The sequence below is a fragment of the Candidatus Nitrosocosmicus agrestis genome (genome assembly GCF_008389435.1).
Taxonomy (GTDB): domain Archaea; phylum Thermoproteota; class Nitrososphaeria; order Nitrososphaerales; family Nitrososphaeraceae; genus Nitrosocosmicus; species Nitrosocosmicus agrestis.
Map to the genome: position 1 here is coordinate 13393 of NZ_VUYS01000011.1, position 20919 is coordinate 34311.

23 protein-coding genes and 1 tRNA gene are annotated in these 20919 nt (G+C 32.3%); 12 read left to right on the forward strand and 12 right to left on the reverse strand.

Annotated elements, in window-relative coordinates:
• Positions 1-54: 54 nt before the first annotated feature.
• Positions 55-339, reverse strand: coding sequence for a hypothetical protein (locus F1Z66_RS08265; protein WP_149863145.1), 285 nt, complete (start codon positions 337-339; stop codon positions 55-57).
• Between the two features lie 186 nt (positions 340-525).
• Between F1Z66_RS08265 and F1Z66_RS08270 the strand changes: the two genes are divergently transcribed.
• Together F1Z66_RS08270 and F1Z66_RS08275 are read left to right on the forward strand one after the other, a co-directional pair.
• Entirely contained in the window at positions 526-1593 is a 1068-nt protein-coding gene (locus F1Z66_RS08270; RefSeq protein WP_149863146.1) for a prohibitin family protein, read from the forward strand.
• A gap of 1018 nt (positions 1594-2611) precedes the next feature.
• Positions 2612-3718, forward strand: coding sequence for a Rieske 2Fe-2S domain-containing protein (locus F1Z66_RS08275; RefSeq protein WP_149863147.1), 1107 nt, complete (start codon positions 2612-2614; stop codon positions 3716-3718).
• A gap of 313 nt (positions 3719-4031) precedes the next feature.
• Here F1Z66_RS08275 and F1Z66_RS08280 read toward each other — a convergent pair whose 3' ends face one another.
• A complete protein-coding gene (locus F1Z66_RS08280; RefSeq protein WP_159357657.1) occupies positions 4032-5276 on the reverse strand; it encodes a patatin-like phospholipase family protein in 1245 nt (414 codons plus the stop codon).
• Positions 5277-6030: 754 nt separating this feature from the next.
• Here F1Z66_RS08280 and F1Z66_RS08285 point away from each other — a divergent pair.
• The gene (locus tag F1Z66_RS08285; protein WP_149863149.1) at positions 6031-6249 is read left to right on the forward strand and encodes a hypothetical protein; all 219 of its coding nucleotides are present in this window, start codon (positions 6031-6033) and stop codon (positions 6247-6249) included.
• A gap of 522 nt (positions 6250-6771) precedes the next feature.
• Here the strand turns inward: F1Z66_RS08285 and F1Z66_RS08290 are convergent.
• Both F1Z66_RS08290 and F1Z66_RS08295 read right to left on the reverse strand, forming a co-directional pair.
• Positions 6772-6945 carry a CDGSH iron-sulfur domain-containing protein gene (locus F1Z66_RS08290; RefSeq protein WP_149863150.1) on the reverse strand — a complete coding sequence of 58 codons (174 nt, stop codon included), beginning with the start codon at positions 6943-6945 and terminating at the stop codon, positions 6772-6774.
• A 256-nt stretch (positions 6946-7201) separates the two neighbouring features.
• Positions 7202-7378 (reverse strand): FAD-binding protein, encoded by a 177-nt coding sequence (locus F1Z66_RS08295; RefSeq protein ID WP_149863151.1) that lies wholly within the window; start codon positions 7376-7378, stop codon positions 7202-7204.
• 777 nt (positions 7379-8155) lie between these two features.
• On the opposite strand from F1Z66_RS08295, the gene F1Z66_RS08300 reads away from it, so the two are divergent.
• From F1Z66_RS08300 to F1Z66_RS08310, 3 genes are all read left to right on the forward strand, one after another.
• Positions 8156-8734 (forward strand): NADPH-dependent FMN reductase, encoded by a 579-nt coding sequence (locus tag F1Z66_RS08300; RefSeq protein ID WP_149863152.1) that lies wholly within the window; start codon positions 8156-8158, stop codon positions 8732-8734.
• 494 nt (positions 8735-9228) lie between these two features.
• Positions 9229-9657 (forward strand): universal stress protein, encoded by a 429-nt coding sequence (locus F1Z66_RS08305; RefSeq protein WP_149863153.1) that lies wholly within the window; start codon positions 9229-9231, stop codon positions 9655-9657.
• A gap of 283 nt (positions 9658-9940) precedes the next feature.
• Entirely contained in the window at positions 9941-10675 is a 735-nt protein-coding gene (locus F1Z66_RS08310) for a DDE-type integrase/transposase/recombinase (RefSeq protein ID WP_149863154.1), read from the forward strand.
• Positions 10676-11559: 884 nt separating this feature from the next.
• Here F1Z66_RS08310 and F1Z66_RS15445 read toward each other — a convergent pair.
• Complete coding sequence (locus tag F1Z66_RS15445; RefSeq protein WP_154670523.1) at positions 11560-11733, reverse strand: hypothetical protein; 174 nt, start codon at positions 11731-11733, stop codon at positions 11560-11562.
• A gap of 169 nt (positions 11734-11902) precedes the next feature.
• Positions 11903-12202 (reverse strand): hypothetical protein, encoded by a 300-nt coding sequence (locus tag F1Z66_RS08315; protein ID WP_149863155.1) that lies wholly within the window; start codon positions 12200-12202, stop codon positions 11903-11905.
• A gap of 165 nt (positions 12203-12367) precedes the next feature.
• Here F1Z66_RS08315 and F1Z66_RS08320 point away from each other — a divergent pair, with 165 nt between their 5' ends.
• Together F1Z66_RS08320 and F1Z66_RS08325 are read left to right on the forward strand one after the other, a co-directional pair.
• The gene (locus F1Z66_RS08320) at positions 12368-12772 is read left to right on the forward strand and encodes an ATP cone domain-containing protein (protein ID WP_149863156.1); all 405 of its coding nucleotides are present in this window, start codon (positions 12368-12370) and stop codon (positions 12770-12772) included.
• Positions 12773-13106: 334 nt separating this feature from the next.
• The gene (locus tag F1Z66_RS08325; protein ID WP_159357658.1) at positions 13107-13376 is read left to right on the forward strand and encodes a hypothetical protein; all 270 of its coding nucleotides are present in this window, start codon (positions 13107-13109) and stop codon (positions 13374-13376) included.
• Positions 13377-13564: 188 nt separating this feature from the next.
• Here the strand turns inward: F1Z66_RS08325 and F1Z66_RS08330 are convergent, their stop codons facing one another.
• Positions 13565-13825 (reverse strand): hypothetical protein, encoded by a 261-nt coding sequence (locus tag F1Z66_RS08330; RefSeq protein ID WP_149863158.1) that lies wholly within the window; start codon positions 13823-13825, stop codon positions 13565-13567.
• A gap of 162 nt (positions 13826-13987) precedes the next feature.
• On the reverse strand, positions 13988-14215 hold the full coding sequence (locus F1Z66_RS08335) for a hypothetical protein (RefSeq protein WP_149863159.1): 228 nt from the start codon (positions 14213-14215) through the stop codon (positions 13988-13990).
• Between the two features lie 315 nt (positions 14216-14530).
• On the opposite strand from F1Z66_RS08335, the gene F1Z66_RS08340 reads away from it, so the two are divergent.
• Complete coding sequence (locus tag F1Z66_RS08340; protein ID WP_159357677.1) at positions 14531-14998, forward strand: CBS domain-containing protein; 468 nt, start codon at positions 14531-14533, stop codon at positions 14996-14998.
• Positions 14999-15783: 785 nt separating this feature from the next.
• On the opposite strand, the gene F1Z66_RS08345 is transcribed toward F1Z66_RS08340, so the two are convergent.
• The 3 genes from F1Z66_RS08345 to F1Z66_RS08355 all read right to left on the reverse strand — a co-directional run bounded on the left by F1Z66_RS08345 (position 15784) and on the right by F1Z66_RS08355 (position 18048).
• Entirely contained in the window at positions 15784-16515 is a 732-nt protein-coding gene (locus F1Z66_RS08345; RefSeq protein ID WP_149863161.1) for a cysteine hydrolase family protein, read from the reverse strand.
• 594 nt (positions 16516-17109) lie between these two features.
• Positions 17110-17505, reverse strand: coding sequence for a response regulator (locus tag F1Z66_RS08350; protein WP_149863162.1), 396 nt, complete (start codon positions 17503-17505; stop codon positions 17110-17112).
• Between the two features lie 312 nt (positions 17506-17817).
• Positions 17818-18048, reverse strand: coding sequence for a hypothetical protein (locus F1Z66_RS08355; protein ID WP_159357676.1), 231 nt, complete (start codon positions 18046-18048; stop codon positions 17818-17820).
• A 522-nt stretch (positions 18049-18570) separates the two neighbouring features.
• Here F1Z66_RS08355 and F1Z66_RS08360 point away from each other — a divergent pair.
• The 3 genes from F1Z66_RS08360 to F1Z66_RS08370 all read left to right on the forward strand — a co-directional run bounded on the left by F1Z66_RS08360 (position 18571) and on the right by F1Z66_RS08370 (position 20335).
• Complete coding sequence (locus tag F1Z66_RS08360) at positions 18571-18810, forward strand: hypothetical protein (RefSeq protein ID WP_149863164.1); 240 nt, start codon at positions 18571-18573, stop codon at positions 18808-18810.
• Positions 18811-19538: 728 nt separating this feature from the next.
• Positions 19539-20189 carry an iron-containing redox enzyme family protein gene (locus tag F1Z66_RS08365; protein ID WP_149863165.1) on the forward strand — a complete coding sequence of 217 codons (651 nt, stop codon included), beginning with the start codon at positions 19539-19541 and terminating at the stop codon, positions 20187-20189.
• 72 nt (positions 20190-20261) lie between these two features.
• Positions 20262-20335 (forward strand) — tRNA-Ile (locus F1Z66_RS08370).
• Between the two features lie 53 nt (positions 20336-20388).
• Here F1Z66_RS08370 and F1Z66_RS08375 read toward each other — a convergent pair.
• On the reverse strand, positions 20389-20667 hold the full coding sequence (locus F1Z66_RS08375; RefSeq protein ID WP_149863166.1) for a hypothetical protein: 279 nt from the start codon (positions 20665-20667) through the stop codon (positions 20389-20391).
• Positions 20668-20919 lie beyond the last annotated feature (252 nt).

Here is a 20919-nt window from a genome sequence, read left to right on the forward strand (position 1 = left end):
TATTCAGTGTTTTGTTAAAATAAGGTTAGAAATTAGACAAAAAAATAAGCAAAATTATTCCTTACTAAAGCCTTCTTTATGAATCCAATAATAAGATACTTTATCCGCACCTATCCAATAGGTTTCAGTTCTTGCATCGATGATAATCTCCTGTGAAGCATCATCAAACTTTACGTTGTGCTTGTGTAGTTCAATGCTCTCGTTGTTGTCTAGTATAATCATCACTTCACCACTTTCATCTAGACATTTCTTTATGTTTTCATAATTTGCTATTGATGTTGTTAAAACAAGACTGCAAAGTTTAAGGTTTTTGATTTGTATTTGAATTTGAGTCGACAAATCTTGATTTTATCTCTGATATACCCAAGAGCAATTTGGAATGCATTTTATATATGAGAATTTGATTTCAAAAAATAATATTTTCAATTTTTATGCTGCTCATATCGTAATTATTAAGCAAGTATCTACATCCATATGCATTTTTATCAAAATTTAAATCTTGTATAGGATAATTTTAATTTATAAATGGTAGATTTTTTTAAATCCAAGCGAAATAGAAGGATCACTCCAGACGGTGAACCACTAGAAGATGTTGGAGGTGGTGGACGATTTGGCTTCTCAGGTCCTCTAAAGCTGGCTATTCTGGCTATAATTATCGTGATTGTCATTTTTGTTGTTTTGACTTCAAGTCTCAAGATTGTAGAGGCCGGTAATCGAGGTGTTTTGCTAAAGTTTGGGGCAGTTGATACATCTGTTTCATTGAGCGAAGGTCTTCATTTTGTGTTACCTTTTAGAGATTCGATTGTACCTATGGAAGTAAGAACCCAAAAGTTGGTTGAAAGTACAACATCTGCTTCAAAGGACCTTCAGAATGTTGCGACGGAAGTTGCTTTGAATTATCGTATAGACCCTGATAAAGTTCAAATTCTGTACAAGGAAATTGGACTGGATTATTCTAACAGGGTTATAGTCCCAACAATACAAGAATCAGTGAAGCAGGTCACTGCTCGTTACAATGCAGAGGAGCTGATCACAAAAAGAGATCAAGTCAAATCAGAGATCGAAGAACAAATCGAAGCTAGGTTAACACCCTACAACATATTAGCCGAGACTATATCTATTACCGATTTCCAATTTTCGGATCAGTTCGTTCAAGCTGTAGAAGCCAAGGTTCAAGCCGAGCAGCGTGCACTTCAGGCTCAAAATGAACTTCGTAGAATACAAATTGAAGCCCAACAGACTGAAGCTCGAGCTTTGGGTGAACAAAAAGCTAATATCGCGTCTGCTGAGGGTCAGCGTCAAGCCAACATATTAAAAGCCGAAGGTGAATCCCAAGCAATAAAAATAATAGACACACAGCTTAGAAACAGCACTGAATATCTTAATTGGCTACAAGCTCAGAAATGGGATGGCAAATTACCATTAGTCACAGGTAGCAGTGGCGGTGGTGGTGCTGGTGTCGCTGGAGCAAATAACTTGGGAGCTATCCCCTTCATAGAAATCCCTCTAGGTGGTTCAACTTCAAATTCAGAATCGCCACCAAGGACGACGAATACATCTTCTTCAAACGGTTCAACAATTTCCTCAGGGTGATTTCCTCTTTTTTATATAGACCACAGTATCAAGTTAAGATAAAAATCTTAGCCATCAATAATGAATTTTTTTAAAATCCTCGATGATTAGAATACACTTAATCCTTTAATTTGTTATGCGCAGTATTTTAAATACTCCTTGTCATATGTAAATGGTATATTTATTTCCTGTCGGCTAAAAAAATGAAAGATGTTAAAAACTATTATCTTATACACGATCAAGAGGAGTGTTACCTAAAAAGGAACGAGTTGGAGACCCAACTTTAAGGGGGTGAGTCTTTTATATCTTCTGTGTCTCAGGCTCAATCCCGTTGTCTTTAGAAAAGGTAATTTTAAATGTTTCAGGAAATCATACATCGCCGTTATGCAAGCATTGAAAACTTGAATCGACAAAGATTTGGCCTCATTTTAGTGCAGAAAAAGATAACGAATTGAATAATGAAACAATTTGATACCGAAGATATATTGCTTCTATAATTATTGCATCATTATTTATTTACAATGTATTTTTAAAAAAATTTGGGGGTTTAAAAGTTCCTTTTTAAATGATTGGATGCATTACAAGATTTCTATGTCTGTATTTTACATTTTGTCAATGATTACGATATCTGATTGATGTTTCAAATTGAGCCAATCTTAAAATCATTTTGTCAATTAATAGGTCTTATGTATAAGATAGAAGAGTATGACTGAAAAATTTTAAACCCTGCCGATTATCTGCCTTGCAATATTGTTACACCTTCTAAGTTTCAATTTGTTGATTCTACACTTCAAGGATGTAAACTTGTCTATTACTGATGCGGTATTTAGAATGAAGAATGACTAGGTTAAGAACCCTTTTTTAAAACATTAGATAAATACAAAGTTTCTTTCCGAGATTACAAGAACAATTTGGTATTTCGTTTATAGAGTATTAGATTTATTAAAAATAAAATTACATTGTTTGATGATTGGATTCTAATCAAATTTTGAAATAGTAATCCATATACTATTTGAAATGAATAACAAAATGAACGATTGTGGAATCAGGCTTCATTAGGGTAGCTGATATTAAGGATATACAACCATCACAGATGAAAGAAGTTCAAGTTGGGGGTGAGAGTGTATGTATTGCTAATGTTGGGGGAAAATACTACGCCATAAGTAATATTTGTACTCATGAAGGAGGACCTTTAGCAGATGGCGCTCTCAATGGATACGAAGTCGAATGTCCGTGGCACAATTCTAAATTTGATGTTAGAACAGGGAAGGTAACTAGCCCACCAGCCGATAAGCCCGAACCTGTCTATGAAGTAAAAATAGAAGGTAATGATATTTTCATCAAGTTAACAAGTAAGAGCAAAATCTCCCTCCAATTTGAGCTAGAATTAATTGAAAAAACTAATGTGGAGGGAACCGATGTTATGTCTTTTAAATTTAGTAAAATTAGTAATGAAGTAGATGATAGTCAACAAACAGGGCTATTAAACTATGCTGCGGGTCAATTCGCCTTTTTTGACATAGGTGAAGTTAACAATGATCCAAAGGGTCCGATCAGGCATTTTACCATTTCTTCTTCTCCAACGGAGGACTTTATAATGTTCACGACCCGGATAAGGGATTCGCCATATAAAAAGAGGCTTTCTGGGTTGGAGAAAGGAGCCAAAGTCAAGGTTAGGGGTCCTGAAGGACAATTTGTGTTACACGACGACTATTCAAAGCCAGCTGTGTTTCTATCCGGTGGAATCGGTGTTACTCCCTTTAGAAGCATGATTAAATACGTTACTGATAAACTAATACCTTTAAAAATAGTAGTTTTTGATTCAAATAGAAATCAGGAAAACATCCTTTTCAAAAAAGAGTTTGATGAATGGACAGCATTGAACAAAAATTTAGAGATTGTCTATACTATTAGTGAAACGCAACATGATGAGCATCAATCAAATATTAATCAGAATTGGAATGGAGAATATGGAAGAATAAATAAAGAAATGATTTTAAAGTATCTTGACGATATATCATTACATAATTCAATATTCTATATTTGCGGCCCTCCAGCAATGTTAAATGCTATGCAAACCTTATTACAGCAGGAATTAAAAATTTCTAAGGAAATGATCAAGGTAGAGGAGTTTACAGGCTATTAACAAATTAATTTGAATAACCATTCTGATCTTTTGCAATTAAAAAAGGTAAATATTATTTGGTATAACTTGAGCATGTCCTGTTCCTAAATCTTTTTTTCAATTATTGTTTTTATAAATTACCCTAAGACAATTACCATTAAAATGATTTATTTAGTCTGCTTGCGATTACTTATGATTCATGACTATCCAAGATTGAATAAACTCAAGTATGGATGAATATTTTAAACAAATTTACATGTATTTCAGATTCAAAAGATGAAATAGCATATCCTTCCAAGAAATAGGCGAATCATAAAAAAAAGTATATTTTGCTTCATCTCAAGTTCTTTTTATTCACGATAATGTCGTTTGCCTTTTCCTCTCCTTCCTTAATTGAGTTCTTGATAGTTTCGAGTGAAAAATCCGTATTTTCGGACATATGTGGGTACAACTCCTCGCGTTTTATATGAAATATTTCTTTTATCTCGGCGCCATGTTCTTGTTTATATGTATTATATTTTTGGCGTATGCTCTTGAGTTGTTTATCAGCTAATTGTAACCTATCAAAGTTATCATCTACTATTTGATAAAGCTCTTCCATGTATTTTAAATACATTGAAACTACTTTTGACATTCTTACATTGTGTTCTGTTTTATCAGAAAATATAATATCTCTTGCTCTGTGATAAACTTCAAAAAGATTCCTTGGTAGATTATCTACATTCCTGGGATAATTTTCGACTATAAATGCTCTTTTGTTTTTCTTCGGAGAGGCCGCGATAACTTCTCTTAACGGTGTGTTACTAAGAAGACTGCCATCCCATGCGTATATTCCTTTTTGTACTTCTATCCAAGGGAAATTGTATAGCGGATAAGCGGATGTAGCAAGGATATGTTTGATAGTTATTTGTTCTCGATGACTATCAAAAGTAATAGGTCGTGAGTTTAAAACGTTTACCGCGGTTAAAATCAAGCGAATATTTGAATTTGTTTCGGGTCTTAATTTATCAAAATCGACATATCTATCTAGAATTTTTACTATGGGAAAACGATCATATATAAAGGTCCATTTTTGTGGTATAAAGTACTCCGGGTCCTTTAAAGCATATTGTGGTGACCATCGGGGGATGAACATTTTACTATTTCCAAAAATGGCAGAACTGTAAAATGACTTCATTTGTTTGACTTTAACATCCATTTCAATTCTGTTGGAATGATAGACCTCTTTTATCCCACTAATGGCTTCAGATAAAGACGGGATAAATGGATAAAAACTATAGTAAAAAGGGGATTGCAGGCTTTCAATACTCCTATTTTGACCAAAAAAAATGGAAAAAGTATCGATATCTACAAAGCCTTCAGATAATTCCAACCAAAAATCCTCTAAAATTTCTTCTGAGTGTTCCTTATTTGTATTACTCGCTATTATTGCGGCGTTAATCCCACCAATGGATGTACCTGCTACTATGTCTAGGTCGATGTTATTTTTCACAAGAGCTTTGTAGACACCACAGCCAAAAGCACCTAAGGAACCCATGCCCTGAAGGATGAGCACATTTTCAAAGCCATCTTTAAACATATTCAAATAACCCTTCATTGGGAATGTGATTGACTACTATTACCTTTTTAACACTAATCTTGTGTATTCCTAGGATTATCATACCACTGCTTAAAAAAAAGCGACCTAGAGTCAATAGATAAGATACATCTCTCTTTATTGCTTATAAAATTTATCCATTGAGGTTTTCGAATTCTGCATTCCACAAATGAATATCGGTTTGACCCGATCAATGGAAAATAGATTTTAGCATAAACTACTTTCCCAGAGGTTATAATTCTAAGATTGATACTTTCAAGGGTTCGTGTAGTTTAGTATTTCTTACAGGTATCATAAAAGGAATAGTAAGTCCTTTCATATAAAGAATGAAAAAATATAGTGTAACTATAAGAAGTAGATAAATATATTTTTGTGACCTTGCTTTTCATTCCTGGCAATCGGTTGCTAAAGCCATAGCAAACATACTCGATATTACACAATTAAGATCGATTATATAATACCGAAAGTTGATTATCCTATGATCATTCATATTGTTTCTGATACTCTAAGGGATGCTATGCGAAGTCATACAGAAAAAGAAACTGAAACTATAACATGATCACTTCGTGGTCATTCATACCTAGGCGGTAGAGAATTCTGATCACATATTTGCTTGTATAATAAGTAGGAGATAAATAATCATGATTCATCATTTTTGACAGGTCCAAGTGGCGATATATGAGAATTATTGTTAAGTAGTAACAAAGTTTAAAAAAGCTGGGTTTCACAACAATAGATGGCAAATTATGAAAACATAAAAAAATGCTTAGAACAAAACGGTGAGGTAATGATAAGACTGGATAGCAATGAAAGCATTGAATTGCACAAACATAACATGAAATTTAGTGATAGTTCAGAGGAAATCAAAGTTGATGCAGGTACTGAGACCTTTTGGATCAGTGCTGATAAGGTTTCTTGCTATTGGATACACAAAGAAGGCTTTAGCAAAGAATAATGACATTTTTTTCCATTTGGATTTGTAAAGGATTAAAGTTGCTCTAAAGCAAGTCGGGAAGTGAGATATTAATAAATATTGCTCGAACTAGTTAATCTAAGCATAATAAAAGACAAATGATTGAGTTAATTTCTTGTTGCTAGTTTATAATCAATATTGAATTACAATATAAGACAAGTTTAGTTTAATTTGTGTATGCATGTACTTCGGTTATGTTTTTTAAAAATCTGTTTTAAAGTTCAGGTTCTATATTTTCGAAAAAAACAGATTGAGTTTCAAGTTCGAGTCTTTTGAAACAGAATAGTGGTCTGTCAGGAATATCATTCAGGATCTAAATGATCAAATAGATGAATCATATGACAAAATTTTGCAGGCATTTGAGAAAGAGTATATCGTCAATCTAGACAGACAAACTAGACATTAATCTATTACGGAAGTTACATAGCCTGTTTCATTTTCAATAAATAACAAAAAAATATGAAATCTCGGCAAATGATTACGTAAGTTAAAGTAACAAATCGATTATAAAACCTGAATTTCTTTTGATTCTGCTTTAAAACCTATTCTTGCATGAGTTCCATCACAATATGGTTTATTCTTTGAGCCACCACATCGGCATAATACGGTAAAGGTTTTGTCATTCACCATTACTATGATAGGTCCGTTTTCGGTACACTTCATTTCGACTTTAACCATATTCTATTACCATGGCATGAATATATAAAGAATATTGTTTCTTCTCTGGATTACAAACAAAGAATTCAGAATGTACTAATCATAATAGTTAGTTCTAACTGTCGTATGTCATTTTATGGGTGTAAACCCATATATGCTACTAAATTAAACTATCCAGTTCGCTGATAGCATCTGGGGCACATTTGCAAAGAATTGCAGCCCTTTCAAAATCTGCAAGGAATTCACCTTCTTTTAAAGTATCGATTGTATGTATCATCTAGTTATCCTTGGGGTCCATAGTACCTAAAGCAGCATTAATACTCCCTCTAGCCATTACTGTATGAGGATTTCCCCTTTTACTCTTGCTAATTAATAAAACGTTTACACCAGCGTCATGGGCTTCTATAGCGGCCCTAAGCCCAGCGGAACCTCCACCTATAATCAGGACATCCACAGATTGAAAAGAATCTTTTCATTTTGGGTCAATGTAAATATTGTGACATACTACCACAATTGAACATTTCGGTAGTACCGCAAAATTCTGCAAATCTTTAGATTTAGCGTTTATTGTAAAGGAATATACTTTTTTAGAGTAAAAAAAGTCATCATATAACTAACAAATCAACTAGTAGTTACTAATTTATGTATCCTTAAAGATGCTGAAATTATAATTTATAGGATCTCACTTTAGGTGGTACCACAGTAGGAATTGGACTTGATTTCCTGCAATGGATTTTGCGATGAAAGGCTTAAAAAAAATTCATTACTATAAAATTACCACAATCTCGCATTTTCAACTGCCCTAATAATATATATCAGTTTTACCACCATCAATTACTTTTCCATCTTTGAATTTTGGTTTTGTAAATCTTGAGAATACGTTAATTACAGAATGTTAATTTGGCCTTACTCGACTGTTCACTATTTCCATTGGATTTTTTAGAATAATTTAAGATGCTAGAAAATTCATCAAAAAAAAGTAAATTGTTTTATGATAAACGCAGGAATTAAATGTGATGGTTTCATAGATCTAAATTAGAATCAGGCTTCCATACTTGATCTCTAAAAGTCTTCCATAGGAAAATAGACGCCAATAAGGAATTAAATCGGCTAAAGGCAACCTCATCTTGTTAACATATAAAAGGATAGATAGATCCATAATTAAATAAACACTGATTCATTAATACCTATTTGTAGAATTATAATAACTTTGTTGACATAAAATACTTAGATGGCCAGCCAAAGGCTCAAGGTCGCTATTATTATTGGCAGCACTAGGCCTAATCGCAATAGTGAAGCAGTAAGCAAATGGATATACAGTATTGCAAAGAGACGAAGTGATGCTGAATTTGAGTTAATTGATATTTTAGATTTTAATCTTCCACTATTGGATGAACCTATTCCACCATCTATGGGACAATATTCAAAAGAGCATACAAAGCAATGGTCTGAAAAAATCAATTCATTTGATGCATTCGTATTTGTTACTCCTGAATATAATCATAGTTTTTCCGCTGCATTAAAAAATGCTATTGATTTTTTATTTAGAGAATGGAATAATAAGGCAGCAGGATTTGTTAGTTTTGGTAGTGCTGGAGGTGTAAGAGCAGTTGAACAATTGCGCTTGGTCATGACAGAAGTTAAAGTTGCTACCGTTAGAGCCCAAGTATATCTTTCCTTGTTTACAGATTTTGAATCCTTCTCAACTTTCAAACCCGCACCCTTCCATGAGAATACTGCTAACACTATGTTAGATGAAGTCATAGAATGGGGAAAAGCTCTGAAGACTGTGCGAACGAAACAGGATTAACGTATTTATATATTTCCAGGAAAGTCAAATGGATATAGAATTTGTAAAATGAAATAGCAATATGTTAGATTCAAATCGATAATGTTACTAAATCAATACTTAATGCTGTTTTATCCAACTCCCATTATTATATCGGATAGTCTTTTTAATAATTAAAAAATTTAATGATTAGAGTCAAACTGTTTTTTATAGTATACTCATTTCTATGTCCACACTAAAGGAAAGAATTCACACTTTGTATTTTGAAAGTGATCTAATCTTTTCATATGGTAAACTATTGTATAGATAAAGTACATGGTGAATTCAGATATCTTAAGATAATATATACCAACTCTTTATTTTCACTCAATTTGAGGACAAAAGGACGATTTGTTTATGTCTCAGGTTAATAACATACTGAATAAGTATGAATTTAATCTTTTAGTATAAATTCAAAGATGATTGCTCAAATATTCCAATGAATCAATATATATGTTGTATTATTATAGCAAACATTGTACTCTAAAATCCTTGCTCCAGTAGATGGATCTGAAAACTCTATTAGATCTTTACGACATGCCTTATTTTTAAGTTCCAAACTGGGGTCTAAGTTATCGGTTTTAAATGTACTAGAAATACTTCCTGTTGGGTATGTTCAATCCCAAATAATCGTCGATTCCATAATTGATGCATTAGAGAATGAATCAAAAAAAGTTTTTGAAAGGGTTGATGAAGAATCTCGAGAATTTGATGTAAAATACGAACCAGTATTAATTAGAGGGAACCAAGTTGCACCTATTATAATTGATCATGCTGATCAGAAAAATGTCGATGTTATAGTTATGGGAAGTAGAGGACGTGGCAAGTTTAAAACAGCCATCATGGGAAGTGTAGCCCATAATGTATTTCATCACACCAATAAGCCTATGTTAATCATAAAATAAAAATGAGAACCGCGTGAGAGGGTACAAGAAAATGCTGATTTATCTCTCATGCTCTGTGATTATCTTACTTTTTATTGTCAATATTAAATTTTAAATTTAAACCCTGCTTGTTATATATTATTGTAGTTCTAAATTATGGGGAAAATTATTATTTGCTGTCCTATTATTCTCTATCTTTAGACATCATGTACGAAAATTGTAGAATTTGTAGATGCGCAATTACCAATAGATGGCTCTGTTCATTTAACGAAATCTTATAGCTTGAAGATGTTCTATCTCCTTTGTGATTACCAGAAATAAAACACCTTCAAATTATGTATATTATACACTACATCTATACTTTTCAGGTTTTTCTCTCAGGAGAGCCTCCGAAATACTATCTCAACTTTTCAAAAGAAATCATGTTTTATTAGCTAAAAAATGGAACTGGATTCAAAAGTACAAGCCTCAAAAGCTGAAGTCAACTAGAAGAAGAGTTCTAGAGTATATAATAGATGAGACCATGTTGAAGGTGGGATCAGAGTTTGTCTGGCTCTGGGTTGCAACTGAACCCGAAAACAGTCAAATTCTCGCACTGTCTATCTCTAAAGAAAGAAACATGTTTGTAGCTGAAAGATTCATTGGCGGTTTAATAAAATTTAATGGAAAACGTCCAATTTCTCCGGATGGTGGTACATGGTACCCCATGGCCTGTATGTTCTTGGGACTCAAACATCACAACCATTCCCCTTATGAGAAAAGTATCATTGAAAGAACAATGCAGTTCATAAAGAATAGGACAGAAAGTTTTGATGATTACTTTTCCTGCAGAGTAAAGAACTGCAAACTAAATCATGTAAGAAATTGGTTGAATATGTTTTTGGTTATCATAATAGCGAGATCAAACTTGTCAAATGAACAGAGCCCAATAGATATTGGGTCTGATATAAATGGCACCATTATATCTGGAAAATGGATAGGTTCGCCATTGTCAAACAATATAAAGAGTGGATTTGTCAATTTTGATATTATGAGATGATAAATTGAAAAAGTATAACTATGAATATAATTACTCGAGTAGCAGAATCAAAAAAGTGTTTATCCTATCAATATGTTGACCAAATATGATCCGGTTGTCCATGGTCCTCTGACAATCTATTATATCGATGGAAAATATAGTAATAGAAATCCCTCGTACCTGTATATAGGATATGTTTTATATAGGAATTAGGGATCAAAGGAACAATTTCCCACCTATACCCGTAACTAAATACCTTGGATCTAAACCTAATCGTTCGAACATTTCCACAGATCTGAGAATTGGTCCTTTTCTGTTGACTAGTAAAAATAATTTCTTGAATGTTTACCTATTTGAACTAAACAAAGATGATGGTGCTCCATCATATTTATTATTCAGTCTTATAAACACGCTAATAAAATTAATGGGAGCCACTTACAATCTTACATCTCTAGCGGAGACAACAAATATCATTAGTTCTTCATGACCTGTATTAACTCCAAGGGGATGCAATGGTCTAGTATTCCTTGACAATCAGGTAATATCTGAAGAACCATTGAGAAATATATCTGCCTTTAATGGAGAATATAAACAAGAAAAAACTTATACAGGGATAACTAGCCCATCGGGTTGAGGACAACCTTCTCAATATCTTGTTAACTACCGATAAAAACTCATGAATTATATGGAGTGGTGATGACCAATACATTATTACTAAAACAATTCGAACTTCTTGAATTAGTTCCTAAGTAAGGACTACAAGTGGTTTGCTTATGACATAATAAAATCCATTATAGATCAACTAATAAGACAAATATATTTACAATGATAAAGATTGTCGCACAAATTGTTTTTTTTAGAACAGTAAATATTGATATATTATTTACGTAAACAGTCTAATTTTGTTATGTAGAATTATGGGATGTCATGAATTCAGGGTTGACGCCAATGCCCGATATAACAGGCGAATTGCGAAAGTGGTAGTCAACGCTTTCCGGATCTGCAGTTATTTTAGATACTTTCCATTGTTTGAATTTTTTTACTGTAGTGGGAACATTAACTGTAGGACCTTGTAACAAACTTATTGTATTAGTGCAACTGTAAATATTAGGATTTCGTGTTGGAATTTGGTAATGTATCCGTATCTAAAGAATGTGTAAGAGCATGAGGATGTCTATCAACACCTTCGGGTTTTATCATTTTTTAATAAATTGCTCTTATGTAGGCAGTTTCAATCATTTTTACCTGTCAATCTTCAAAAAGGTCATCATCGTCATCATCGTCATCATCATGGATGTTATAAGATGCAATAAAACATTCTCGGATCTGTGGTATTGTAGCAAATCCTGTAGTTCCAGCTATATTATCAAGGCAATTCTGAAAATTATCATAATTTTGCTTATTTGATTTATTTTCTCCGCCGCCATTGTTTGTTTGGGCCCTTGAATTGGTTTGGGCTAGTGCTATGGTTAATGCGCTGCCTGAGGAAAATAACATGATCACCAATCCCAAATAAATGCCTGAAATTATCATTTTCTGATTAGTCATTTTAAATAACTATCTATTATAATGCTATAAAAGGATAGTATAAGAATAATACAATATATATCAAACACTTTAAATAAATGAAAGATTTGATTATTTTTTGGTAAAAATTATATTTATACTTCAGAAATTAATAAAGTCTATATGCTTTAACTTGTCCTTTTCATTATGCAAAATTCATCTAACTCTATTATCGTAAGAAAAAGAAACAATAGGTCTGAGAACTTTGATATAGACAAATTAACATCATCAATCAGTAGAGCTGGTATTCCTTTTACTATGGCAAAAGACATATCTGCATCAATACATGAATTTATAAAAATCAACGAAAATAATAATATGATAGGTTCCAATAAAATAAGAGAGTTTGTAATAAATGAACTAAGGAACAGAAATCAAACAACCATAGCTGAATCGTACTCAGGTTATAGTAAAAATAAAGTTACAAGAATGAGAGAAGAACAAACACATGATATTAAACACGATTCAAAAACTATACCTATTTCGGAGTCACATCAAAAACAATTCGCAAAGGACAAGGATAACCCAACTGGAAGTGGTGCAAAGAGGTAGATTCTGCTGACTTTTATAATTTATACTTGTTAAATATCAAACTCATCGTAAGTTATGAAATTTTTTTATGTACTATCAATTTCCTAAGAATCAGCTAGTTTATCAGTAGGTATAATACATTTTATAGTCATGATTTGATTTACATTTGTAACTCAAATAACAGAATACACTTAGATAAATTGCTATAACTTTTTTAGTATCATGTTAAATACCTAGTATATATTCGTTTCATTATCTATCCTCATGAAAGTAAAATTAGAAGTAGTCATTGTCATGATGGCATCGGTTCTTGTAGGGGTATCATCAACGACGTCAGTATTTGGAGGTCTCTTAGATGGTACTCCAGTTAGCATTCCTGACATCAGGAATAGCAATGGCAGCCTTTTTTTATAATACTCCAGTTAATACTCCAGACGCCAGTAATAGTGATATTGAAGTAAACAACAACCAAAGTATATATCAAAAAGGTGATTTGATTATAGGCGGTCAAAATTGTGCAGAAATTAACGTTAATTCACAGAATTCAGCAGGTGATGAAGGGCTCGACTGTCACAATATTCAGGATCAAAGTCCAGAAAATCCATCAGAGGCTAATTCAAATTAGCGTCCTCAACAGGAAAAAGGATTAAATGAATAGATAGTACTTATAAGTGATTTATATATGTAAGTCAATACAAAATATTTTCCATTTTTTTAGTATTCATAGTTGTCCGACATCAATGCTGATGTATAATTTCTTTGAAATAATCATATTTGAATACTCATTTTTCATATTAGTACAAATGGCTCTGTTCAGTTAACGCGTTTTAACTCCTTGTTATGATAATCGACAAAGAGATTTAACCAGTTGCTTACATGCTTTAACTTACAATTCTTCATTCTACACGGAAAGTAGTCATCAAAGCATTCGGTTCTATCCTTAATATATTGCATTGTTCGTTCTATCAAGCTTTTCTCCACAGAGGAATGAATGTGATGTTCAATTCCAAGGAACCTACAACCCATTGGATACCATGTACCACCATCGGTAGAAACTGGATACATGCTTTCCATACTCTCTAACAATACCTGCTAGAAAGTGTTCGGCAACAAACATGTTTCTCTCCTTTGAGATATTGGCAAAATAAGTGCGAGGATCTGTTTGTTTTTTTTTTTGGTTCGATAGAAATCCATAGACAGATGTACTCTGAGCCGACCTTCAACATGGGGTCTCATCTATACAATGAATTCTGAAATTCTCTTTCGTTTGGATGATATCTTTATGGGATGGTATTCCTGAATCCAATTCCAAATCGATACATGGTTCCGCTTGATAAAACAAGATAGTCTTTCAGAAGTTCTCCTAAGAGACAGACCTGAAAAATACAAATACAAATACAAATACAAATACAAATACAAACCATAGCATATGTATTCTGAAGGTGTTCTGTTTCTCGTGTTCATAAAAGAGATGGGATATCTTCAAGCTATAAGATTTCCTTAAGTGAACAGAGCCGTACAACTCGTTGTAACATAGAAATACCATACCACAGGGTTTATAGAATACGATTATTTATTCCATTGGTATGATTTTAAATCAATAACAATATCAAGACTCATATTCTGCCGAAAATGATACTGAATGTTAAAATTAATCGTACTTTCAAGTTGTTAAGCAAATACTGCTCTAATAAAGAAATTATGAAATAATAAACTATTTTACATGAATAGTGTTATATTACAACGATGGGTCTCGAATCCCTAGCAATCACGAATCTTATGAATAAAAACATAATAGTTGCTGAACAGGATTTAAACTTGATAACCATTTCAAAAATAATGTCAAACAACGACATCGGTTCAGTGGTTATAGTAGACGATATAAACACCAGAAGACCAATTGGAATTATTACCGAAAGAGATATAGTCAAAACAATTGGGATGATACAGCCACAACAACTATTAGTTCCCATACGAGACTATATGAGTCGCCCATTGATAACGCTCTCTTCTAAAGCATCAGTTTATGATGCAATAAAATTGATGTACGAAAAGAAAATAAGAAGAATACTGATATTGGAAAAAGAGAAACTAGTCGGAATTATTACAGATAAAGATATTTTTAGATCTTTAGTAAATAACAAAGAATTGCTTTCTACTACAGTAGGAGCTCATCTTCCTATCCCAGAAGATAAATTGAAAAATGAAATTTCACAATTTTGGTTCAATAATACTTTTATCGAATAGGCATACAATTAATGTATTGGCTTTCTTTTGAATAGAATCTAATAACGGTTTACATATATCCCACTTATAAATAGAAACGAAATTATGGTTGTTATAGATATTAAATCTCAATTCAATCAGAATAATCAAGATGTATGATTAACAACGGCTAATTTACGTTCTTATTGATTATAACAATCAGCAATTAACATATTCTGCTTATTGTCTTGAATTGCATCTAAAATTACCATCTATTCAATTTGAACCATCCTCGGCAAAATTTCAACATTGCTTTACATATTATGTATAAGATAATGTAGATATCTAGTTCATATCAGTCTATAGGTACCAACCATGAGTAATTTAATATAAAATATGAAAAGCATCTGCCTATTTTCGATATACTTGTATCATAATTAGGAATTAACCAGCGGTGTGAAGGTTTATAAAATATTACCCGAGATATCCATTGAACTATGCTGTTACATAACTTATGAACGAATACGAATGATCCCATTCGAATACATTGATGCTCAATAGTTGCGGCCAGGTTATTTACTTTATAATCAAATATGCATTATTGGTTAAATAGCCTCCAGAATTGCGTTTCAAAAGTCAAGATCAATGATTCTGATTGTGGGAATCGGATTTTCTTCACTTGATATAATTTATAGCAACATTGAGAATTATAGAGTTAACCTCATGATCTACTCTTCTAGTATTTTCTTGTTTTATGGTGCTAGACAACCATTATAAAAAATCATATAAAAAACTAATGGTCCTGTATGATTGTGTGGTATGGTGGATTATTTTTTCCTGACATCGATTAGACTAAATTCACTTAGAAACTTTTCATATTTCTCGCCGAGTTTATTGTAATCCATTTTACCTGATTCTAAATCTTCAAGCGAATTTATCAATTTGTAGAATCTCGCTGTATCAAGTACAAGACCGTAATAGTCTCTTACCCTTTCTAATGTCGTTTCATAATGTCTTTTGTTTCCCGAAGCTGTTGAATCAGAAACTAGTATAACATCATATCCAATATTAAACGCCTCACGTAATGATGTCTCTACGCATATAGAGGTGTCAATTCCACAGAATACAAGAGTATTAATTCCTTCACTTTGAAGCCACACCCTTAGTTCAGTATCTTGAAATGCACCGTCTCTTCGTTTGATAACTATGTGGTCATTTTCTGTGGGTTTGATTTCATCTATTGTTTGGGCATCCCATGTCCCTCTTACTGTGATAGGAACTTTGAGTCTCTCTTCTCTTGCTAAAGGTAAAAGTCTATGAAAACGGGTTAAGAGGTCTATACCAGTTGCCTCTCTAACTGCTTCTGTATAAAATATTGGTATATTTTTTGTTCTGCAAAACTGAATCAATTCCTTTACTTTTGGGATGACCTTTTGATAGTCTTGGATATTCATTCCCAAATGATCATAGGAACCACCTTTGCTTACAAAGCCATTTTGCATATCAATCACGACAAGTCCAAATCTAAAATTTATTGCTTCGATGGAATCTCGAGACATTATTATAGTTACATGGGGCAATTAAAAAGAATACTGTATGAAATGACTATGAACTATTAATGGGAAATCTCTAGGCTATTTCTATTTTAATCAAATCAACAATAATATTTAATAATTAGATGGAAAATGAAAACAAAATAATGGAAAATGAATTTGAATGCATTACGAATTGTGTTTGTAAATATTAACTATCATTATTAGTAGAGTACTCTATGATCAGAATCCAAAAACTAGATGTATCAAAATGCTTTTTAACGCAGCAACTAAAATGATGTAAATAAAGTGGAGAGATTGTAAGACTAAGTTAGTTACCAAAAACTAGTTAATACTGCTTATGGAATAAGGTTTTAGTAAGTCAAAAGGCCTGAGAGGCCTTTGGGTCAGGGATAAAATGCAAATGACGAAAATAAAAATATATCTTAGAAAATAAGATCGGGGGTAGACAAGTTGGTTGGTTGGTCTGAAAGAATATATCAAATCAAAGTCCAGAAAAAGCAACTTTACAAAAAGGAATAACTGGATGTAGATAGAATACTTTTATCTAATTGATGACAATAAAAGGTCAATGTTCGATTAGAAATAGCCATTTATTGTCTATGCACCCAAAATCTCTTTTATAATAGGCCTTAAATCTTTAAAATGAAAAGGCTTTTCAAAAACCATATCTATTCCTGCTTGCTTTACCTCATCATAATCCAGATTTGACTCTATCAAGAAATTAGTAATTAACAAGATCTTGACTGATTTATTGTATTCGCGTATTCTTTTAGCAAAGTCTATTCCACCTAGAGATGGCATTCTCAAATCGGTGATTACTAGACTATATCTGTGATAATTCAGACTAAAGTTGTCCAAAGCCTCTTTGGGATCAGTAAAATACTCGCAATCCAGCCCACTTAATTCTATGAACCGGCTATAAAGTTCTACAAGTTCTTCTTCATCGTCCACTACCATGACTAATGGTCGAATGGCCGTATTTACAATGACCATAATTAGTATATAAGATTTTGAAAATGTTGACGCAAAATACCATTAAAACTGAGTATTTATATCAAATATTGGAATTAAAATATAATCGAAGTCAATATGTTGAATTAATGAAGAATATATTGCAAATTAAATGAATTTTATCCGATTTAAAACCAATCTTAAACAGATAGTATTTCACTGATTTTGGGTCCTAGGTCTTTTAAACTAAATGGCTTTTGAAGTATTCCGATAATCTGAGCTTGTTTAAATTTGTCACTTTGTAAGCAAGCATCCACCACAAAAGCGGTGATTAAAAGAATCTTCACTGTCTCGCTATATTCTGTTACTTTTTATTGCAATCTCTATCTCATTTAGATTAGGCATTCTCAGATCTGTAATAATCATGTTAATTTTATCACGATTCTTAATGAAGTATTCTAGAGCCACTATAGGATCAGTAAACGAAATAGAATCATAACCAGACCTTTCTAAAAAGACGTTAAATAGATTCACAAATTCTTCAATTTCCATCACCATAACGGCGAAAGCAATGGGCAATGGCATTGTTAACATCATTCATTACTAAATATATATGAATTTTTGGTAAAAGGCTGAAATACTTGTACAAAGTCTATCGGTGAATAGGCAATACTGGTTATTATGAATGGATGAATTGACTTGTTGATTTGTTAAAGTGATGGTATTATAACAAAATAGTTTAATATAAGAGATAAAAATAAAATGTTATTATATATATAAACTAAGCCTTATCGCCTTCACTTGTTAGTCTTTTTCTATCTTCTTCATCAACATAATGAAGTCCTCTTTTCTTATGTTGACCTCTTCACTTGCATATGCTCCTCGCTCTCTTGTTTCTTAATCCGCTAGGCTAGGCCTCTATTATAGTTGTTTTTGTTATCCTTATCATATACCATTGTACTTATTTTTGAATTGATACTTGTTAATGACGATGCAATTTTAAAGCAAACTTTGATGTCTAAATTATACTATAAAGACTGCATAATTTAGAATATTGAACTAGTTTGTTTTTATTTAATGATTAAATAGTATCTTTTTAGACATGATATGAACCTAGAATTTGTTAGAGCTTTGGATATTGAGAAGGTAGAGAAAATTAGAAATAGACTAGAATGGTTTCATTCAAATTACGGATATTTTGAAAAATATTACCCCGGTAATCATTTTGCAATAAAAGATCAAAAAGTACTAGACTGCGACAGGAGCTTGGATACATTATTAGAGCGGTTACAAATAAGGGATTACAGAGATTCTATTGCTGTTGAATTTGTTTATCCTCGATCATGAAATATGGTACCTCAGCGGAATAAGTAACACCATTATCATGATAATCATCAAAACATAAAATTTGGGATGGTTTTGGTTTATAATATGAATATTAAAGTTTCGTCCGATAGACACCGAAACAATGGTCTTACAATCTGATTGTAATAGGACCATTTTAACAAAAAATAATTTAACTATTGGAATAGTCAATAATTCAAAAGCGCTTTTATTGAATAAGGCTAAATTTCTTACGAAATTATAGTTTTATTCTTTAAAAGCAATAATGTTTACTTAACATACTATTTAACATGTGATCTTGGCAGCATTTAGCACATCACATCCATTTATGGTTGATTCGTACCTGTATATTGCCGACATACTCTCATTAAAATGGATCCTTATTATGGTTAAATCCTCAAACTATCTAACCATTTCAGGATGATTTCTCTTTGTATGACTTTTTCAATCATATTGCAGTAATTATTATAGTACCGTCTATCATTATAATGACAGTTGCACAAATGTCTGTGGACAAATCTCCATTTATAACACCAATTCCAGCCACAAATTCAAATACCCGATTTAATAAAAAATTAGTCTCATAGTATGAATAAAATAACACGAATTAATTCATTAGTCAGTTTTGGCAATTATCCATATATAGAAATTGTGTCTAATATCACACAAAAAATTATGAACCAATTAATTCAGTCAAAATGTTTATTATTGGAAAATAGTAAGAAATACATATGACTCTATTAATTGATCAAATTAATTTCGAAATCGACAAACACAGTCTTTTGAAACATAAATTTTATCAAATGTGGCAAGAGGGCAAATTAACTTTAGACCACTTGTCCGGATATTCTAAAGAATACTATCAATTGGTTAAAAATGTTCCAAACTTTGTACAAAACATATTAAATAACAATCCTAATCCTAAATACAACAAAATTATCGAAGGTAACTTAATAGAAGAAAGAGAGCATATAGCTCCATGGGAAGAGTTTGCCTCTAGTTTGAAAATTAAACATAGTGACCTAAAAAAATACGAGGGAGATTCTTTGACTAATAATGCAGTCCAAAGATTGAATGATATTTCAAATTCATCATTTGAGGAAGGTATAGCTGCGATGTATGCATTCGAGAAGCAACTGCCCAAGATCAGTCAGACGAAAAGAGAAGGATTAGTGGATTTCTACGGTTTAACTGAGGAAAATGCTCATAAATATTTCAAAATCCATGAAGAAGTAGATGTGATGCACGCTAAGATTTGGGAGAATATACTAAATGAATGCAGTTCTGATAAACACGAAAGGATATTAGATGCAGTAAGAGAATCGATGAGTGCTCAAAATTCGTTGTTAGATGCAGTCCAACAAAAGTATGTCGAAAAATAATCTTACGAATTCAAACAAAACCTTTCAAACAAAACCTTTATACATTCATTTCTATCCTAGACTTAAATGAATGGGCCCATAGCTTAGCCTGGTAGAGCGACCGGCTCATAACCGGTAGGCCAGGGGTTCAAACCCCCTTGGGCCCATTATAATTTATAGTAACAGGTTTTTTGTAAAAAGACCCGTTAATTGTACCTGTTTACCTATTGGAACGACACTCTTCATTGGTTTTTAATGAGAAATAGGAAACTCCGGGGCCAGGGCTGATCTGGGTTCCTAAGACTGCGTCTTTACCAACCTGATTACCTCGTTTGGGGCTAGGAAAGGCTTCGTTGAGGGTCTTTCCAACAGAACAATCTTTATCTGCACTCACAATTTGTGGTAGGTTTGAATCCATAGCGGCCATCAACATTATTGCAATTACTGAGGAGATAATTAATGGTTTTATTGATTTTTTCAAAGTATTAATTTTATACATTGAATGTAAACCTTATTTATTATATATTTATGGTATGTATCACATATAACTAAAAATTTTACAATTTAATCGAATGGTGTACTATTAGAAGATAATCGTGTGTACTCGTAATATCGATATTACTTTACCCATTAGTATAGCATTGCTTCTAGAATCAAAATCATTTATAATGAATTTGACATGTTGTACACAGTTTTTTAATATATATTCTATAATAGTTCTGTTCTAAACTCTATCTAAAAAAAGTAAATA

Bases quoted from the DNA above. Each gene is read 5' to 3' on its own strand.
- F1Z66_RS08360 (WP_149863164.1), top strand. From the start codon at position 18,571: ATGAACCTAGAATTTGTTAGAGCTTTGGATATTGAGAAGGTAGAGAAA.
- F1Z66_RS08365 (WP_149863165.1), top strand. From the start codon at position 19,539: ATGACTCTATTAATTGATCAAATTAATTTCGAAATCGACAAACACAGT.
- F1Z66_RS08335 (WP_149863159.1), bottom strand. From the start codon at position 14,215: ATGAACACGAGAAACAGAACACCTTCAGAATACATATGCTATGGTTTG.
- F1Z66_RS08375 (WP_149863166.1), bottom strand. From the start codon at position 20,667: ATGTATAAAATTAATACTTTGAAAAAATCAATAAAACCATTAATTATC.
- F1Z66_RS08300 (WP_149863152.1), top strand. From the start codon at position 8,156: ATGGCCAGCCAAAGGCTCAAGGTCGCTATTATTATTGGCAGCACTAGG.
- F1Z66_RS08355 (WP_159357676.1), bottom strand. From the start codon at position 18,048: ATGCCATTGCCCATTGCTTTCGCCGTTATGGTGATGGAAATTGAAGAA.
- F1Z66_RS08350 (WP_149863162.1), bottom strand. From the start codon at position 17,505: ATGGTCATTGTAAATACGGCCATTCGACCATTAGTCATGGTAGTGGAC.
- F1Z66_RS08285 (WP_149863149.1), top strand. From the start codon at position 6,031: ATGGCAAATTATGAAAACATAAAAAAATGCTTAGAACAAAACGGTGAG.
- F1Z66_RS08280 (WP_159357657.1), bottom strand. From the start codon at position 5,276: ATGTTTAAAGATGGCTTTGAAAATGTGCTCATCCTTCAGGGCATGGGT.
- F1Z66_RS08340 (WP_159357677.1), top strand. From the start codon at position 14,531: ATGAATAAAAACATAATAGTTGCTGAACAGGATTTAAACTTGATAACC.
- F1Z66_RS08315 (WP_149863155.1), bottom strand. From the start codon at position 12,202: ATGACTAATCAGAAAATGATAATTTCAGGCATTTATTTGGGATTGGTG.
- F1Z66_RS08270 (WP_149863146.1), top strand. From the start codon at position 526: ATGGTAGATTTTTTTAAATCCAAGCGAAATAGAAGGATCACTCCAGAC.
- F1Z66_RS08325 (WP_159357658.1), top strand. From the start codon at position 13,107: ATGGTACTCCAGTTAGCATTCCTGACATCAGGAATAGCAATGGCAGCC.
- F1Z66_RS08345 (WP_149863161.1), bottom strand. From the start codon at position 16,515: ATGTCTCGAGATTCCATCGAAGCAATAAATTTTAGATTTGGACTTGTC.
- F1Z66_RS08320 (WP_149863156.1), top strand. From the start codon at position 12,368: ATGCAAAATTCATCTAACTCTATTATCGTAAGAAAAAGAAACAATAGG.
- F1Z66_RS08290 (WP_149863150.1), bottom strand. From the start codon at position 6,945: ATGGTTAAAGTCGAAATGAAGTGTACCGAAAACGGACCTATCATAGTA.
- F1Z66_RS08330 (WP_149863158.1), bottom strand. From the start codon at position 13,825: ATGGAAAGCATGTATCCAGTTTCTACCGATGGTGGTACATGGTATCCA.